Source organism: Pseudomonas bubulae (assembly GCF_900618535.1).
In the GTDB taxonomy this organism is placed as follows: domain Bacteria; phylum Pseudomonadota; class Gammaproteobacteria; order Pseudomonadales; family Pseudomonadaceae; genus Aquipseudomonas; species Aquipseudomonas bubulae.
In genome coordinates, this window is sequence record NZ_UYJA01000006.1 from 1 (window position 1) to 15,609 (window position 15,609).

The following is a 15,609-nucleotide window of genomic DNA, read 5'->3' on the forward strand; positions in this document are numbered from 1 at the left end:
CGCCAGGCGCGACTCTCATCGTGGCGCTGGGGCGTGCCCCAAACAGACGCCGGATAGATTTAAGCAAGCCAACCACATCACCCGTTAATCAGTATTGCAAAATGGGGGGTGACCATAGATTTTTTTGGATTTTTTTTAAGTCAATTGCCCGCCAAAACCCCACCACGGCATGTGATTATTTGGACGCTGCCATTGCCCCGGGCTTGAGCACCAGCCACAGCGCCACGGCGATCAGCAGACCTCCGTACAGGTGCGCCATCGACAGCGGCTCGCCCAGAAACAGCGCGCCCCACAGCACGCCAAACGGCGGGATCATAAAGGTCACGGTCATGGATTTGACCGGGCCAATGCTGGTCAGCAAGCGGAAGTACAGGATATAGGCAAACGCCGTACACACCAGCCCCAGACCCAGCAACGATAACCAGACACTCGTCCCGCCCCAACTGACCGGTGGCTGATTGATCACACTCAGCCCGAACAGCGGCAGCAGGAACAAAGTAGCCCCGAGCATACTGCCCAGTGCCGAAAGACGAGGGTCGAGACCGCCTTGCTGATCCAGCCAGCGGCGTGCCAAAAAGCCGGCAAATCCATAAAAGGTGGTGGCCAGCAGACAGGCGAGGGCGCCCATCAGCAAGTCCAGATTGAAAGCAACCGGCCCGGCACGGGTCAAAATGCCTACACCGAGCAAGCCCAGAAACACCCCGGCCATTTTGGTCAGGGTCAATTTTTCGCTGAAAAACAGACCGCCGATCAATACGCCCATCAACGGTGTGGTGGCGTTGAAAATCGATGAGTAACCGGCAGGCAACACCTGGGCCGCCACCGAATACAGCGTGGCCGGTACCCCGGAGTTGATAACCCCCAGTATCAGGATTACCTTGAGTTTGCCGCCGAAATCCCAGCGCACGCGCATCAGCGCCAGAATCACCACCAGACCGGTTGCTGCGATGGAAACCCGGAAAAAAGCTGTCGGGATGGTCCCGAGTACCGGTGCAATGATCCGCATAAACAGAAAGCTGGCGCCCCAAATGCCTGCCAGCGACAGCATGCGCAGCAAATCGACAAGTCTCACGGGATTTTCCTTACAAGTTTCAAGGCGGGCAGTGTAGGGGATGCAGCGGACAAGACAACGCGCTAATTCCTACAGATTCGTGCATGAGCGTCCAAATCTGCGACAATCCGCCCCCTGCATTTACGAAGAATTCTGCGCACCTGATGACTGACGAATCGCCTGCTATCGACCAACTGTTGAAAAACCTCGATCAAGCCATGATTGCCGACCGCCACAAGCTGCGCCGGCAATTGCATGAGCTGCGCAAAAAGCCTGACGACGCCAAGCTGGCCGCCTGGGCCGAGCGGGTGCAGGCGTCGTGCGCGCAGGTGGCAGCGCGGGCGGCCAGTGTGCCGCAGGTTCGCTATGACGAAAATCTGCCGATCGCGGCCAAGCGGGACGAGATCAAGGCCGCGCTGCTCAAGCATCAGGTGCTGATCCTGGCCGGTGAAACCGGCTCGGGCAAAACCACCCAGTTACCGAAGATCTGCCTTGAAATCGGCCGTGGGCAGCACGGCCTGATCGGCCATACCCAACCGCGCCGCATCGCCGCCCGCAGTGTGGCCAGCCGGGTGGCTGAAGAGCTGGGCACGCCGCTGGGTGCGCTGGTCGGCTATCAGGTGCGGTTTGAGGATCAGAGCGATTCCAATACCCTGATCAAGCTGATGACCGACGGTATCCTGCTGGCCGAAACCCAGCACGACCGCTATCTCGAACGCTATGACACGATCATCGTCGACGAAGCCCACGAGCGCAGCCTGAACATCGACTTTTTGCTCGGTTATCTGAAGATCCTGCTGCCCCGTCGTCCCGATTTGAAGGTCATCATCACCTCGGCAACCATCGATCTTGAGCGTTTCTCCAAACACTTCAATGACGCGCCCATTGTCGAAGTGTCGGGCCGTACCTTTCCGGTCGAGACCTGGTATCGCCCGTTGACCTCCCAGCAGGACGAAGAGGGCAACAACGTTGAAGAAGACCTGAGCGTCGACCAGGCCATTATTGCCACCCTGGACGAGATTGCCGCGTTCGAGCGCAGTGAGCGTAAAAGCCCCGGCGATGTGCTGGTATTTTTACCAGGCGAGCGGGAAATCCGCGATGCCGCCGACATGCTGCGCAAGGCGCAACTCAAGCACACCGAGATCCTGCCGTTGTATGCGCGGTTGTCGCCTGCCGAACAGCAGCGGATTTTCCAGTCGCACCCGGGCCGCCGTGTGGTGCTGGCCACCAACGTAGCGGAAACGTCATTGACTGTGCCGGGCATCCGTTACGTGATTGACAGCGGCACGGCGCGCATCAGCCGATACAGCTACCGGGCCAAGGTCCAGCGCCTGCCGATAGAAGCGATTTCCCAGGCCAGCGCCAACCAGCGCAAGGGCCGTTGTGGCCGGGTCGAGCCGGGTATCTGCGTGCGCCTGTATGCCGAAGAAGATTTTAACGGTCGCCCGGAGTTTACCGATCCTGAGATTCTTCGTACCAACCTTGCGGCAGTCATCCTGCAAATGCTGCACCTGCGCCTGGGCGAAATCACCGCGTTTCCGTTTATTGAGCCCCCGGACGGCAAGGCAATCACCGACGGTTTCAATCTGCTGCAAGAACTGTCGGCGGTTAACCGCGAAAATCAGCTCACACCGCTGGGCCGTCAGTTGGCCCGCCTGCCGGTGGACCCGCGCATGGGCCGTATGTTGCTCGAAGCCGCCAAGCTCGGCAGTTTGCAGGAAGTATTGATCGTCGCCAGTGCGATGTCGGTGCAAGACCCGCGTGAACGTCCGCCGGAACGTCAACAAGCGGCAGATCAGGCCCACGCGCAATGGAAAGATGTCGACTCTGACTTTGCCGGTCTGATCAACGTATGGCGCGGTTTTGAGGAGCAGCGCCAGGCGCTGACGGCCAGCCCGCTGCGCAACTGGTGTCGCAAGAACTTCCTCAACTACCTGCGGTTGCGCGAGTGGCGTGATTCCCACCGTCAATTGAGCCTGATCTGTCGCGATATGCAGCTCACGGTCAATCAGGAACCGGCCGATTATGCAAAACTGCACAAGGCGGTGCTGTCGGGGTTGCTGAGCCAGATCGGGCAAAAAACCGAGGACGGAGATTACCTCGGGGCGCGCCAGCGGCGGTTCTGGATCCATCCGTCTTCGGGGCTGGGTAAAAAGCGTCCGCAGTGGCTGATGACTGCCGAGCTGGTAGAAACGACCAAATTGTATGCGCGGATGGTGGCCAAGATCGAGCCGGACTGGATCGAACCGCTGGCCGGGCATCTGGTGAAAAAGAACTACTTCGAGCCCCATTGGGAGAAGAAGCGCGGGCAGGTGGTGGCCTATGAGCAGATCACCCTGTTCGGCCTGATCGTGGTCGGTCGCCGTGCCGTGCATTACGGGCCGATTGACCCGGTGCTGTCCCGCGAGCTGTTTATCCGTGAAGGGCTGGTGCGTGGCGAAATTCAGTCGCGGGCCAAATGCCTGACGGCCAACGCGCAGTTGCTTGAACAACTCGACGAACTGGAGGCCAAGGCCCGGCGCCGTGACATTCTGGCGGATGAAGAAACCCTCTACGCGTTTTACGACGCTCGCCTGCCGGCCGAGATTCATCAGACCGCGACATTTGACAGCTGGTATCGGGTCAACAGCCAGAAAGATCCACAGTTGCTGATCATGCGCGAAGAAGACGTGCTGGCCCGCGAAGCCACCGAAATCACGGCCATGCATTACCCTGACACGTTGCATCTGGGGGATTTGACCCTGGAGCTCAGCTATCACTTTGAACCCAACCACCCCCGCGATGGCGTGACGGTCAAGGTGCCAGCGCCGCTGCTCCCGGTTTTGCCGCCGGAACGTATGGAGTGGCTGGTGCCCGGCATGATAGAAGCCAAATGCATCGCCCTGGTGCGCAGTTTGCCCAAGGCATTGCGCAAAAACTTCGTGCCGGTGCCGGACTTCGTCAAGGCCGCGTTGCAGCGCATGGAATTTGCTGAGGGATCATTGCCACAAACCCTGGGCCGCGAATTGCTGCGCATGACCGGCGCTCGGGTGAGCGACGAGGCCTGGGCGCAAGCCGCGCAGCAAGTTGAAAATCATCTGAAGATGAATATCGAAGTGGTCGACGCCGACGGCAAGTTTCTCGGCGAGGGTCGTGATCTGGCCGAATTGACGGCCCGCTTTGCCCAGGCCAGTCAGGCAGCACTGGCCGTACCGCAAACCGCGAAAAATCAGCAGCCGGTCGAGGCCAAGGTGTTTGCCCCGGTGGCGGAGAAAACCCAGCAGAAGATCGCCGGGCTGTCGATGACGGTTTACCCGGCGCTGGTGGAAGAGGGCAATACGGTCAAGGAAGGGCGCTTTTCTACCCCGGCCGAGGCTGAGTTCCAGCATCGCCGTGCGTTGCAGCGTTTGCTGATGCAACAACTGGCGGAACCGGCGAAATTTTTGCGTGGCAAGCTGCCAGGGTTGACTGAGCTTGGCCTTTTGTACCGCGAATTGGGTCGGGTCGAGAGCCTGGTGGAGGACATTCTGCTGGCCAGCCTCGACAGCTGCATCCTGGAAGGCGAGGCGGTACTACCCCGTGATGGCGCGGGGCTGGCATCGCTTGCCGAGCGCAAGCGCGGAGCCTGGACCGAACATGCGGAAAAGCTGGCCAGATTGACGCTGGAAATCCTCAAACTGTGGCATGGTCTGCAAAAACGCTTCAAGGGCAAGATCGATCTGGCCCAGGCGGTGGCGTTGAATGACATAAAGCAGCAGCTGAGCCATCTGGTGTACCCGGGTTTTGTGCGCGAAACCCCGGCTTTGTGGCTTAAAGAGTTGCCGCGCTACCTCAAGGCGATAGAAATGCGTCTTGAAAAACTGCCGGGCCAGGTGCAAAAAGACCGGGTCTGGAGTGGTGAGCTGAGTGGTTTGTGGGCGCAGTACCAGGCGCGTGCGACCAAGCATGCGCAGGAGGGCAAGCGCGATCCGCAACTTGAGTTGTACCGCTGGTGGCTGGAAGAATATCGGGTGTCGTTATTCGGCCAGCAACTGGGGACCAAGGTGCCGATTTCGGACAAGCGCCTGAGTAAGCAGTGGAGTTTGGTGGAGGCTTGATCCTGCAGTCCTGTGGGAGCGGGCTTGCTCGCGATGCAGGCGACGCGGTCATGCATTTGCACCGTGTTGCTGCAATCGAGAGCAGGCCAGCTCCCACGGGGGATTACTGCAAGATCCGTAAATAACGCCAAATGCTGGCATTTATGGCAAACTTCGCGGCTATCCGTACCTGAAACGATTTCAATATCTTCTGCTTGAACAGAATAGAGGAACGATCGTGCATAACGTCGTCATCAGCGGCACCGGCCTGTACACCCCGGCCAACAGCATCTCCAACGAAGAGCTGGTGCAGTCTTTCAATACCTATGTACAACAGTTCAACGCGGACCACGCCGTGGCTATCGAGGCCGGTGAAATCCAGCCTCTGGCCGAGTCCAGCGCCGCCTTTATCGAAAAGGCTTCGGGCATAAAAAGCCGCTTTGTGATGGACAAGGACGGCATCCTTGACCCGCAGCGCATGCGCCCGCATTTGCCGGAGCGCTCCAACGACGAAATGTCGGTACTCTGCGAAATGGCCGTTGGCGCTGCCAAACAAGCGCTGGAACGCGCGGGTAAAACCGCCGCTGACATCGACGGCGTGATCGTGGCCTGCTCCAACCTGCAACGCCCGTACCCGGCCATTGCCATCGAAGTGCAACATGCACTGGGCATTCAGGGTTTTGGTTTTGACATGAACGTGGCCTGTTCTTCCGCAACGTTCGGTATCCAGACCGCCAGCAACAGCGTCCAGTTGGGCCAGGCTCGCGCGGTACTGCTTATCAGCCCTGAAGTATGCACCGGCCACTTGAACTTCCGTGACCGTGACAGCCACTTTATCTTTGGCGATGCCGCGACCGCGATAGTGGTCGAGCGTGCCGACCTGGCAACGTCCGAACACCAGTTCGACATCGTCAGCACTAAACTGCTGACTACGTATTCGAACAATATTCGCAACAATTTCGGCTTCCTCAACCGTGCATCCGACGAGCCAGCTGACAGCCCGGACAAACTGTTCGTACAAGAAGGGCGCAAGGTCTTCCGCGATGTCTGCCCGATGGTGGCTGAACTGATCGGCCAGCATCTGCAGGAAAACCAGCTGGACGTGGCGCAAGTCAAACGTTTCTGGTTGCATCAGGCCAACCTGAGCATGAACCACCTGATCGTGCGCAAGCTGTTGGGCCGCGAAGCTTCGGTCGAAGAAGCTCCGGTGATTCTCGACACCTATGCCAACACCAGTTCGGCCGGTTCGGTGATTGCCTTCCACAAGTACCAGGACGACTTGCCAAGCGGTTCGCTGGCGGTGCTCAGCTCGTTCGGTGCCGGCTACTCGATTGGCAGCGTGATTCTGCGTAAACGCTAAGGTCACAGCTGGTTTGTGGTGGGAGCGGGCTTGCTCGCGATACAGGCAGCGCGGTCTGACAGGCAAACTGCGGTGATGCTATCGCGAGCAAGCCCGCTCCCACACAGAAAAATCACTTTCCGGTTGCGGAGACCTGCATGGCAACTGTTGACGACGCTGACCTGCTCAAACGTCTGCTTAACGGCGAGCAACAGGCCTTCCGCGAGCTGGTCACTACCTATCAAGGTGCCATGCGCGCTGTGGCCCATGCGATCGTCGGCAATCGCCATGCTGACGAAATCGTTCAGGACGCCTGGCTGTCAGTGGTGCGCAACCTGTCCGGGTTCGAAGGCCGTTCGAGCCTGAAAACCTGGCTGCTGACCATCACGGCCAATGCGGCGAAACAACGCTACAAGCAAAATCGTCGTGAAGTGCTGCTCGACGATTTGCCTTCGCCCCACGGTACTGTCGACGATGAGCGGTTTTCCAGCGATGGCCACTGGTTGCTTGCCCCTTATTCCTGGCATCAGGACAGCCCTGACGCATTGCTCAGCGAAGATGAGTTGCGCGAATGTCTTGAGCAAACGCTCCTCAGTCTGCCGCAGTTGCAGAGCAGTGTGCTGGTGTTGCGCGAGCGCCAGGGGCTCGAGCTCGAAGAAATTTGTAATATTCTTGAGATATCGCTCTCTAATGTCCGGGTGTTGATACATCGCGCCCGACTCAAAGTCTTCGCGACCGTGGAACATTTCGAGGAAACTGGCGAATGTTGACCTGCAAACAGCAAGTAGCGGTCTCAAGTGACTATCTGGATGGTCAGCTGAGTTTTCGTCAGCGGTTGTTGGTACGCCATCATTTGCTGTTCTGTCCGAACTGCAGGCGTTTTATCAGGCAAATGCGTTTGTTGAGGGGCACGTTGCAAAAACTTCCCGAACCGCCACCGGAGGATCTGGAGCAGACGGTTGAGCGAATGATGCGCGAGCAGTCGCGCTGATGGCGGGGCATGAACGAGAACACTGTCGGTGGATGTGATGGGGGCCGACGGCATCCTCGCTCTGCTTTTACGGCACAAAACGCTGAATGACTTCAGCGTTTTGTCTATTGAGTAAACCTTTCTTTTAGAACTTGGCTTCCAGGTCCAGCTGCAAGGTGTTGGCCTTGGCATCTTTCTGGGTGGAGGTCGCGTAGTCGGCCTTGGTCAGGAAGTAGGTCACGCCGACACCGAAGTTCTTGTCGATTTCATAACCCACTTTGAACTTGTGACCGCGGGAACCGGTAGTACCGTTGGCGAAGTCAGAATCGGTGAAAGCGCCGACCACGGCGTTACGCTGAATATCGCGGTAGTTGTAGTCCAGGCTGAAGGCGTTGAGCTTGGATTTGAAGCCCACCAACCAGGCATCATCCTGATCGCTGTCGGTGGCAGCGTTATGCACGTATTGGCCGTACAGCGACAGCGGCACGGGCAGGTTGGCGATATCGACCTGACCGAAGCCTTCGTACAGGCGGAACTCGTCAGTGCTGTTACCGTTGACGCCGAGTGCACATGGGGTGGTCTTGGTCCCGGTGGTCGGGCACTTGCTGTCCTTGTCGTTGTTGTAGCTGTAAACGCTGCCGCCCAAGGTCACTTTCAGGCTGTCGGTAGGGGCGAAGCGAGCACCCAGCTGGCCGGCGTACAGGCTCAGGTCGTGCTTGAATTGCACGCCTTCGCCGTCAACGTTGTCCTTGAGGGTGTAGTAACCGGCGCTACCAAACATTTCGACGCCGCTGTTGCCCAGGTTGTGTTTGTAAGTGGCGGCCAGACCTTCCGGGTTGATATCGCTATCCCAGATTACATCGCCCATATTGACCCACGGCTGTGGCATCTTGCCGGCAATCAGGTGCAGGTCCTTGACGGCGGTCGGGTGGTAGTCGATGAACGCCATGTCCAGCCACAGTTGCTTCTTGTCGAAGTAGTTGTCCAGATCCTGGTTGGTGGAACGTGCATCATCACCGCCGCCAGTGGCAATACGGATACCGGTATTCACCTGCGGGTTGATTTCGGTATAGGCGCCCAGGCGAGCACGAATGCGTTGGCGGTCCTTGTTCTTGCCATCGGATTCGCCGTCGATCTTGACGGTTTCCTGACGAACCCGTACATCCCCCTTGAGTTCGGTTTTGGCGGCCCAGGCGACTTTCTGTTCGAAGGCACTGAGATCGGATTTTTTCACCTGGTCGGCGGCAGCTTCTTGCTTGGCTTGATTCTCACTGGCGAGTTCAGTTTGCAGCTCGGAGTACTGTGCAGGCGAAATAGAGCCGTTGGCTTTTAGCATTTCGAGCAGTTTGGCATCGACCGCAGCGCTGGCCGGAACGCTCATGGCCAATACCAGGCCACCACACAGTCCCGCAGCAACCCGTGTAGATACAAGACGCATTATGAATCTCCCAGTGCTGAGATGGCCCTAGCCACCCCAAGAAAAATCGGCCCTTTACGGGCTCACGTTAACGAGGCTTGGCGTGTCATGAGCGTGTTGGCAAACAGGTCGCTCATAACCCCGTGTTCTAAGAAGCGGCGTCAGTATCGCGGGTGGATATGACAGAAAAGTGGCAGACTGATAGCAAGTCTGTGACAGTGAAGCGATTCAGTGGTTGGGTGATACCATCGCGTCTAAGCCGCGCCTTGAGGACTATTAATGCCGCTTCAACGACTCGATAGCCTGTCCACCATCCCCTCCCATGAATGGGATGCGCTGGTGCCGGTGGCCCAGCCTTTTTTGCGCCATGCCTTTCTCAGTACCCTGGAAGACAGTGCCAGCCTGGGCCCGCATTCAGGCTGGCAGCCCGAGCATTTACTGCATTATGAAAATGGGCAGTTGCAGGCGGCGTTGCCCAGTTATCGAAAATGGCATTCCTACGGTGAGTACGTGTTCGATCACGAGTGGGCGCAAGCCTGTGAGCGGGCAGGTATCGAGTACTACCCCAAGCTGCTTGCGGCAGTACCGTTCAGTCCGGTCAGCGGCCCCCGGTTGTTGGCCGCCCGTGCCGAGGACGGGCTTGAGCTGCTGGCGGCCTTGCCCGGTTATCTGCAGATCGAAGGGTTGTCCAGCGCCCATATCAATTTCACCGACCTGCTGGCCGATACGGCGCTGGCGCAACAACCCGGCTGGATGCAACGGCTGGGTTGTCAGTTTCACTGGCAGAACCGCGGGTACCGGGACTTTCAGGATTTTCTCGATGCCCTGAGCTCACGCAAGCGCAAACAGATGCGCAAAGAGCGTGAGCAAGTGGCAGGGCAGGGGTTTGAGTTTGAGTGGCTGGAAGGCCAGCAGGTGAGTGAAGCGCAATGGGATTTTGTCTACGCCTGCTACGCCAACACCTATGCTGTGCGACGGCAAACGCCGTATCTGACCCGGGATTTCTTCAGCCTGCTGGCCGAGCGCATGCCCGAATCGATTCGCGTGGTGCTGGCCAAACAGGGTTCGACCCCGGTTGCGATGGCGTTCAGCCTGATCGGCGGCGACAGTCTCTATGGTCGCTACTGGGGATGTCTTGGCGAGTTTGACCGCCTGCATTTCGAGACGTGTTTCTACCAGGGCATGGATTACGCTATCGCCCACGGTATCAGGCGTTTTGATGCCGGTGCTCAGGGCGAGCACAAGCTGATTCGCGGCTTTGAACCGGTGATCACACACTCATGGCATTACCTGCGCCATCAGGGCTTGAAGGCGGCCGTAAGTGACTTTTTGCAGCGTGAGCGGGTCGGTGTGCTGGCGTATGCTGAAGAGGCGAGGTCGGCGCTGCCATATCGGCAGGCCTGACCCTCGCGTCCGGCCGTTTAGCTGCCTTCCTTGCCCAGCCAGCGATAGACCAGTGCGCCAATGGCCGCACCCAGCATTGGCGCCAACCAGAACATCCATAACTGCTGAAGCGCCCAGCCGCCTACGATCAGCGCCGGGCCTGTGCTGCGCGCCGGGTTGACCGACGTGTTGGTCACCGGGATCGAAATCAGGTGGATCAGCGTCAGCGCCAGGCCGATGGCCAGAGGGGCGTGCCCCGCGGATACCCGTTTGTCAGTGGCGCCCATGATGATCAGGATAAACATGGCGGTCATGGTGATTTCACAGATGAGCCCCGACACCATGGAGTAGCCACCGGGTGAGTGGTCGCCATAGCCATTGGCTGCGAGCCCGCTGGCAGCCAGATCAAAGCCGGGTTTGCCACTGGCAATCATGTACAGGAGCCCGGCAGCAATCACACCGCCGAGGATCTGGGCAATGATGTAGGCAGGCAGTTCTTTTGCAGGAAAGCGTCCACCAACCCACAAGCCGAAAGACACGGCCGGGTTGAGATGGCAACCACTTATATGGCCGATGGCAAAGGCCATGGTCACCACGGTCAAGCCAAATGCCAGAGCCACCCCCAGCAGGCCGATGCCGACATCAGGAAACGCGGCTGCGAGCACAGCACTGCCGCAACCGCCCAATACCAACCAGAAAGTACCCAGCAACTCAGTGACGGAACGTTTGAACAAGGTCATGGAGGAGATCCCGGATGGATAAATCCATCGAGCAATTGAAGCGGCGTTGCCTCCTGCGATTTACTACAGGATTCTCCCGAATCCTTTACTAATTACAGCACTCGCCGATTTTTTTTCCAGTGCCATAAAAAACGCCAGCCCCCTTTGAAATCGGGGGCTGGCGTTGTGCTCCACGCGCTTTGCAGTTAGCGCTTTTTTGGTTCAGTCGATGCCGACAAAACCACCGGTCTGGTGTTGCCACAAACGCGAGTACAAGCCACCTTTGGCGAGCAGCTCGCTGTGGGTTCCGGATTCAGCGATACGGCCGTTTTCCAGGACCACCAGACGGTCCATCCGTGCAATGGTGGAGAGGCGGTGGGCGATGGCAATCACGGTTTTGCCTTGCATCAGGGTTTCCAGGCTTTCCTGGATCGCGGCTTCGACTTCGGAGTCCAGTGCCGAGGTGGCCTCGTCCATGATCAGGATCGGAGCGTTCTTGAGCAGCACGCGGGCAATGGCGATACGCTGGCGCTGGCCGCCGGACAGCTTGACGCCGCGCTCGCCCACATGAGCGTCAAAACCGGTGCGGCCCTGGGCATCGGATAGCAGCGGGATAAACTCATCGGCCCGGGCTTTGCGCACGGCTTCCCACAGCTCCTCGTCGGTGGCGTCCGGCTTGCCGTACAGCAAATTGTCGCGGATCGAACGATGCAGCAGCGAGGTGTCCTGGGTAATCATTCCGATCTGTTCGCGCAAGCTTTCCTGCGTCACTTCGGCGATGTTTTGATCGTCGATCAGGATGCGACCGCCTTGTAGGTCATACAAGCGCAACAACAGGTTCACCAGGGTTGACTTGCCGGCACCGGAAGGGCCGATCAGGCCGATTTTTTCACCGGGTTTAATTACCAGGTTGAGGTCGCTGATGATCCCGCTGCGCTTGCCGTAATGGAAGTCAACGTGTTCAAAACGCACTTCGCCACGGTTGACGATCAAGCGTGGAGCCTGGTCGCGGTCAGTCACGGCGACAGGTTGGGCGATGGTCTCCAGGCCGTCCTGAACCATGCCGATATTTTCAAAAATGCCGTTGACCACCCACATGATCCAGCCGGACATGTTGACGATACGAATCACCAGGCCGGTGGCCAGGGCAATTGCGCCGACGCTGATCAGCGACTGGCTCCACAGCCACAGCGCCAGGCCGCTGGTGCTGACGATCAGCAGGCCATTCAGGCTGGTGATTGCCACGTCCATGCTGGTGACCACGCGACTGGCCAGTCGGGTTTTTTCGGTTTGCTCGATAATGGCTTCGCGCGCGTACTGCTGCTCAAAGTTTGTGTGGGCGAACAATTTGAGGGTGGTGATGTTGGTATAGCCGTCGACGATGCGGCCCATCAGTTTGGAGCGTGCATCAGAAGATACCACCGAGCGTTCCTTGACCCGTGGTACGAAGTAATACAAGGCCCCGACATAGCACAGGATCCAGGTCAGCAGGGGGATCATCAGGCGCCAGTCGGCTTCGGCAAACAGCACCAGCGAGCTGATGGCATAGATCAGGACGTGCCACAGCGCATCGACGGCCTGTACCGCCGAATCACGCAGGGAGTTGCCGGTTTGCATGATGCGCTGGGCGATGCGCCCGGCAAAATCGTTCTGGAAAAAGTTGAGGCTTTGCTTGAGTACATAACTGTGGTTTTGCCAGCGGATCATGCTGGTCATGCTGGGGCTCAGGGTCTGGTGCACCAGCAGGTCATGCAGGCCGAAGAACACCGGGCGGATGATCAGTGCGACCACGGCCATCCAGATCAGCTCACCGCTGTGGACCTTGAAAAAGTCAGTATTGGGCGTGCCCTGGGTCAGGTCGATCAGCGTGCTCAAGTAGCTGAAAAGCGATACTTCGATCAGTGCCGCGATCAGCCCGACCACCAGCAAGGCGGCAAACACGGGCCAGACCTGGCGCAGGTAGTAGAGATAAAATGCCCAGACAGTGCTGGGCGGAGCCGGAGTGGGGGCTTCGCGAAAAATATCGATCAGTTGTTCGAAGCGACGATAGAGCATTGGCACTGACGCCCGCAGCGCGGGCTCTCCTTATAGTGGTGTGACCGGCAGAGCAAAACACGGTCGCTGCAGGCGAAGGCAGCATAGCCGTCTGCGGCAGCAGCGACCGTGTATTGTTTCCAGTCAGCGCTTCCTGCGTGATAGCGCCTGTCAGTCGATACGCTTGGCCGACTTGATCAGGACCGGATCGATGGGCACATTTTGCATGCCTTGTTTGGTGGTGGTTTGCGAGTTGACGATCTGGTCAACAACATCCATGCCATTTACTACCTTGGCAAAAACGGCGTAACCGGCATCACGGCCCGGGTCCAGAAACGCATTGTCTGCCACGTTGATGAAGAATTGACTGGTGGCCGAGTTCGGGTTCGACGTGCGTGCCATCGACAGGGTCCCGCGAACGTTATGCAAGCCGTTGCTGGCTTCGTTCTTGATCGGGTCGCGGGTCTGTTTTTGCACCATCTGCGACGTAAAACCACCACCTTGCACCATGAAACCCGGGATCACGCGGTGAAAAATGGTGTTGTTGTAAAAGCCGCTGTCGACATACTTGAGGAAGTTGTCAGTGCTGATCGGAGCCTTGACCGGGTCCAGTTCGATTTCGATCTTGCCAAAGCTGGTATCCAGTACCACGTGAGGCGCTTTGGCAGTTTCAGCCGCCATAAGGTTGGCAGCGAACAGCAGGGCGCCAGCGGCAAGAGCAATTTTTTTAAGCATGGTTCAGTGATCCTGAAAAGTTGGGTGACCGTTCTATGCCGCACCGTCAGTGAAGCTGGGGGGCATTGAACCAGTGCCCGTGCCACATCTTGCAATGGCAGATGTTCACGGGCGGCGGGTGTTGGACAGGATATTCTCGAATCAGGTTCCTGCCCACTGCTCATCACGCTTGCTGCGGTGCGGCGAAAGGTGCCTCGAGCGGTGCCGTGTCGAAAGTTCGCAACAATTCGACAAGGATTTGAGTTGCCGGGCCCAGGGGTTTGTCCTTGTTGGCGTACAGGAAAAACACCGGGTGACGATTGCCGCCCTGGTTGAGCGGCAACGGCTTGAGGAGACCTTCCTTGAGCTCGCGCTCGATCATGTGCCGTGGCAACCAGGCAAACCCCAGCCCGCTGCCCACAAAGGCAGCCGCCGTGGCCAGGCTGCCGACGGTCCAGCGCTGCTCGGAGCCCAGCCAGCCCACGTCCCGTGGTTGCTGGCGCCCGGAGTCACGAATCACCACTTGTAACTGGCTTTCGAGGTCCTGGAAATGCAACTCGCGTTGCAGGCGATGCAACGGGTGGTCGGGATGGGCCACGGCGACAAACTCCACGGTGCTCAACTCGGTACCCAGGTAGCCGGGAATATTGAAGCTGCTGATGGCCAGGTCAGCCACGCCTTCGAGCAGCACTTCCTCGACGCCGGAAAGAACCTCTTCACGCAGACGTACGCGACAGCCCCGGCTTTGCGGCATAAAAGCTGTCAGGGCGCGCACCAACCGGGCGTTGGGGTAGGCTGCGTCGACGACCAGGCGCACCTCGGCTTCCCAGCCTTGCTCCATATGATGGGCAAGGTCTTCGAGCTGGCTGGCCTGCTTGACCAGTTGCCGGGAGCGACGCAGCAACACGCCACCGGCTTCTGTCAGCACCGCCTTGCGTCCGTCGATGCGCAGCAGCGGCACGCCGAGCTGGTCCTGCATGCGGGCCACGGTATAGCTGACAGACGACTGTGAGCGGTGGAGAACTTCAGCGGCTTGTGCGAAGCCTCCGTGGTCGACCACAGCCTGCAAGGTGCGCCATTGATCAAGGGTCACGCGGGGCGCTTTCACAATGAATTCCTCTGATTTTGGAGTGGTTACAGGATACCGTTAAACAAACAGATTTATAGATAGGTTGTAGCAGGTAATTGCGCTTTTTTATCGAATCAATGACCCCTAATCTTGGCTCCATTCTTACAGCATTTACAGATGGAGCTTGTCCGCCATGTCCAATGTTCTGATCATTGAAAGTAGCGCCCGCCAGCAAGGCTCGTTTTCCCGTCAGTTGACCCAGCAGTTCATCAGCCAGTGGCAAGCAGCCCATCCGACCGATCAGGTCACCGTTCGCGACCTTGCCCTGCACCCGGTACCGCACCTTGATGCCAACCTGTTGGGTGGCTGGATGAAGCCCGAAGCACAACGCAGTGCAGACGAGCACGCCTCCCTCAAGCGCTCCGATGAGTTGACCGACGAGTTGCTGGCCGCTGATGTACTGGTGCTGGCGGCGCCCATGTACAACTTTGCGATACCGAGCACGCTCAAGGCCTGGCTGGACCACGTATTGCGCGCCGGGGTGACCTTCAAGTACACCGAAAACGGTCCACAGGGGCTTTTGACCGGCAAGAAAGCATACGTGTTGACGGCTCGCGGCGGGCTATATGCGGGTAGCACCTCGGACCATCAGGAACCATATCTGCGTCAGGTCATGGCCTTTGTCGGCATTCACGATGTGACCTTTATCCATGCCGAAGGGATGAACCTGGGCGGTGACTTCCAGGAGAAAGGTTTGAATCAGGCCAAGGCCAGGTTGTCTGCCATCGCGTAGTCTGTTAATCGACAGATAATCGCCCGATGGCTTAATTGTTTCATTGCTCCTTCAAGCATGCGGTT

12 protein-coding genes are annotated in these 15,609 nt (G+C 58.3%); 6 read left to right on the forward strand and 6 right to left on the reverse strand.

Going from position 1 to position 15,609, the window contains the following annotated elements; genetic code table 11:
* Positions 1 to 175: 175 nt before the first annotated feature.
* Positions 176 to 1,072, reverse strand: a complete 897-nt coding sequence (locus PPTH39_RS20000) for a DMT family transporter (protein WP_095002680.1) — start codon at positions 1,070 to 1,072, stop codon at positions 176 to 178.
* A gap of 143 nt (positions 1,073 to 1,215) precedes the next feature.
* Here PPTH39_RS20000 and hrpA point away from each other — a divergent pair, with 143 nt between their 5' ends.
* The 4 genes from hrpA (at position 1,216) to PPTH39_RS20030 (ending at position 7,436) form a co-directional block, all read left to right on the forward strand.
* Positions 1,216 to 5,127: an ATP-dependent RNA helicase HrpA gene (gene hrpA / locus PPTH39_RS20005; RefSeq protein WP_095018956.1), complete on the forward strand. Its 3,912-nt coding sequence runs from the start codon at positions 1,216 to 1,218 to the stop codon at positions 5,125 to 5,127.
* A 217-nt stretch (positions 5,128 to 5,344) separates the two neighbouring features.
* Positions 5,345 to 6,466 carry a beta-ketoacyl-ACP synthase III gene (locus PPTH39_RS20015; RefSeq protein ID WP_095002679.1) on the forward strand — a complete coding sequence of 374 codons (1,122 nt, stop codon included), beginning with the start codon at positions 5,345 to 5,347 and terminating at the stop codon, positions 6,464 to 6,466.
* A gap of 137 nt (positions 6,467 to 6,603) precedes the next feature.
* Complete coding sequence (locus PPTH39_RS20025; protein ID WP_095024130.1) at positions 6,604 to 7,215, forward strand: RNA polymerase sigma factor; 612 nt, start codon at positions 6,604 to 6,606, stop codon at positions 7,213 to 7,215.
* Positions 7,209 to 7,436, forward strand: coding sequence for an anti-sigma factor family protein (locus PPTH39_RS20030; protein ID WP_095002677.1), 228 nt, complete (start codon positions 7,209 to 7,211; stop codon positions 7,434 to 7,436). The genes PPTH39_RS20025 and PPTH39_RS20030 overlap by 7 nt, the downstream gene beginning before the upstream one ends.
* 124 nt (positions 7,437 to 7,560) lie before the next feature.
* Here PPTH39_RS20030 and PPTH39_RS20035 read toward each other — a convergent pair whose 3' ends face one another.
* Positions 7,561 to 8,853: a putative porin gene (locus PPTH39_RS20035; protein ID WP_165446539.1), complete on the reverse strand. Its 1,293-nt coding sequence runs from the start codon at positions 8,851 to 8,853 to the stop codon at positions 7,561 to 7,563.
* 258 nt (positions 8,854 to 9,111) lie between these two features.
* Between PPTH39_RS20035 and PPTH39_RS20040 the strand changes: the two genes are divergently transcribed.
* Positions 9,112 to 10,236, forward strand: a complete 1,125-nt coding sequence (locus PPTH39_RS20040; RefSeq protein WP_095018936.1) for a GNAT family N-acetyltransferase — start codon at positions 9,112 to 9,114, stop codon at positions 10,234 to 10,236.
* Positions 10,237 to 10,253: 17 nt separating this feature from the next.
* Here the strand turns inward: PPTH39_RS20040 and aqpZ are convergent, their stop codons facing one another.
* The 4 genes from aqpZ to PPTH39_RS20060 all read right to left on the reverse strand — a co-directional run bounded on the left by aqpZ (position 10,254) and on the right by PPTH39_RS20060 (position 14,790).
* Positions 10,254 to 10,955, reverse strand: a complete 702-nt coding sequence (gene aqpZ / locus PPTH39_RS20045) for an aquaporin Z (protein WP_095002674.1) — start codon at positions 10,953 to 10,955, stop codon at positions 10,254 to 10,256.
* 201 nt (positions 10,956 to 11,156) lie between these two features.
* Entirely contained in the window at positions 11,157 to 12,989 is a 1,833-nt protein-coding gene (locus tag PPTH39_RS20050; protein WP_095002673.1) for an ABC transporter ATP-binding protein, read from the reverse strand.
* Between the two features lie 150 nt (positions 12,990 to 13,139).
* Positions 13,140 to 13,703, reverse strand: coding sequence for a peptidylprolyl isomerase (locus PPTH39_RS20055; RefSeq protein WP_095002672.1), 564 nt, complete (start codon positions 13,701 to 13,703; stop codon positions 13,140 to 13,142).
* A 163-nt stretch (positions 13,704 to 13,866) separates the two neighbouring features.
* Complete coding sequence (locus PPTH39_RS20060; protein WP_095002671.1) at positions 13,867 to 14,790, reverse strand: LysR family transcriptional regulator; 924 nt, start codon at positions 14,788 to 14,790, stop codon at positions 13,867 to 13,869.
* 154 nt (positions 14,791 to 14,944) lie between these two features.
* Between PPTH39_RS20060 and PPTH39_RS20065 the strand changes: the two genes are divergently transcribed.
* Complete coding sequence (locus tag PPTH39_RS20065) at positions 14,945 to 15,544, forward strand: FMN-dependent NADH-azoreductase (protein ID WP_130872349.1); 600 nt, start codon at positions 14,945 to 14,947, stop codon at positions 15,542 to 15,544.
* The last annotated feature ends 65 nt before the right edge of the window (positions 15,545 to 15,609 follow it).